Genomic DNA, 305 nt, shown 5'->3' with positions numbered 1-305 from the left:
TGTGTTATCTCTAACACTTGTTTTGAACCAACAATTTAATGTTGCGTTCGGAATTAACGTTGACATATTGCAATTCAGTTTTCAATGTTCATTTCTTCAATCACAAGAAACAATTTTACTCTCTTTGACTCAGAAAGTCAAGAAGATTTTTAAAATTATTTTTTTGGTAAAACTTCCATAAAAAAACGACCCAAGGGTCAATATGGAATTGCCTGGCAACGTCCTACTCTTGCGGAACGTAAGTCCGACTACCATCGGCGCTAAAGAGCTTAACTTCTGTGTTCGGCATGGGAACAGGTGTGACC

The 305-nt window shown here is 37.4% G+C and carries 1 rRNA gene; it reads right to left on the bottom strand.

Annotation, left to right across the window (positions count from 1 at the left end):
- Positions 1-210 precede the first annotated feature (210 nt).
- Positions 211-305, bottom strand: a 5S ribosomal RNA gene (rrf, locus tag BTM19_RS12895); the annotation flags it as partial.

Source organism: Staphylococcus xylosus (assembly GCF_002732165.1).
Lineage (GTDB): Bacteria > Bacillota > Bacilli > Staphylococcales > Staphylococcaceae > Staphylococcus > Staphylococcus xylosus.
This window is presented reverse-complemented; position numbering and strand designations above follow the sequence as displayed.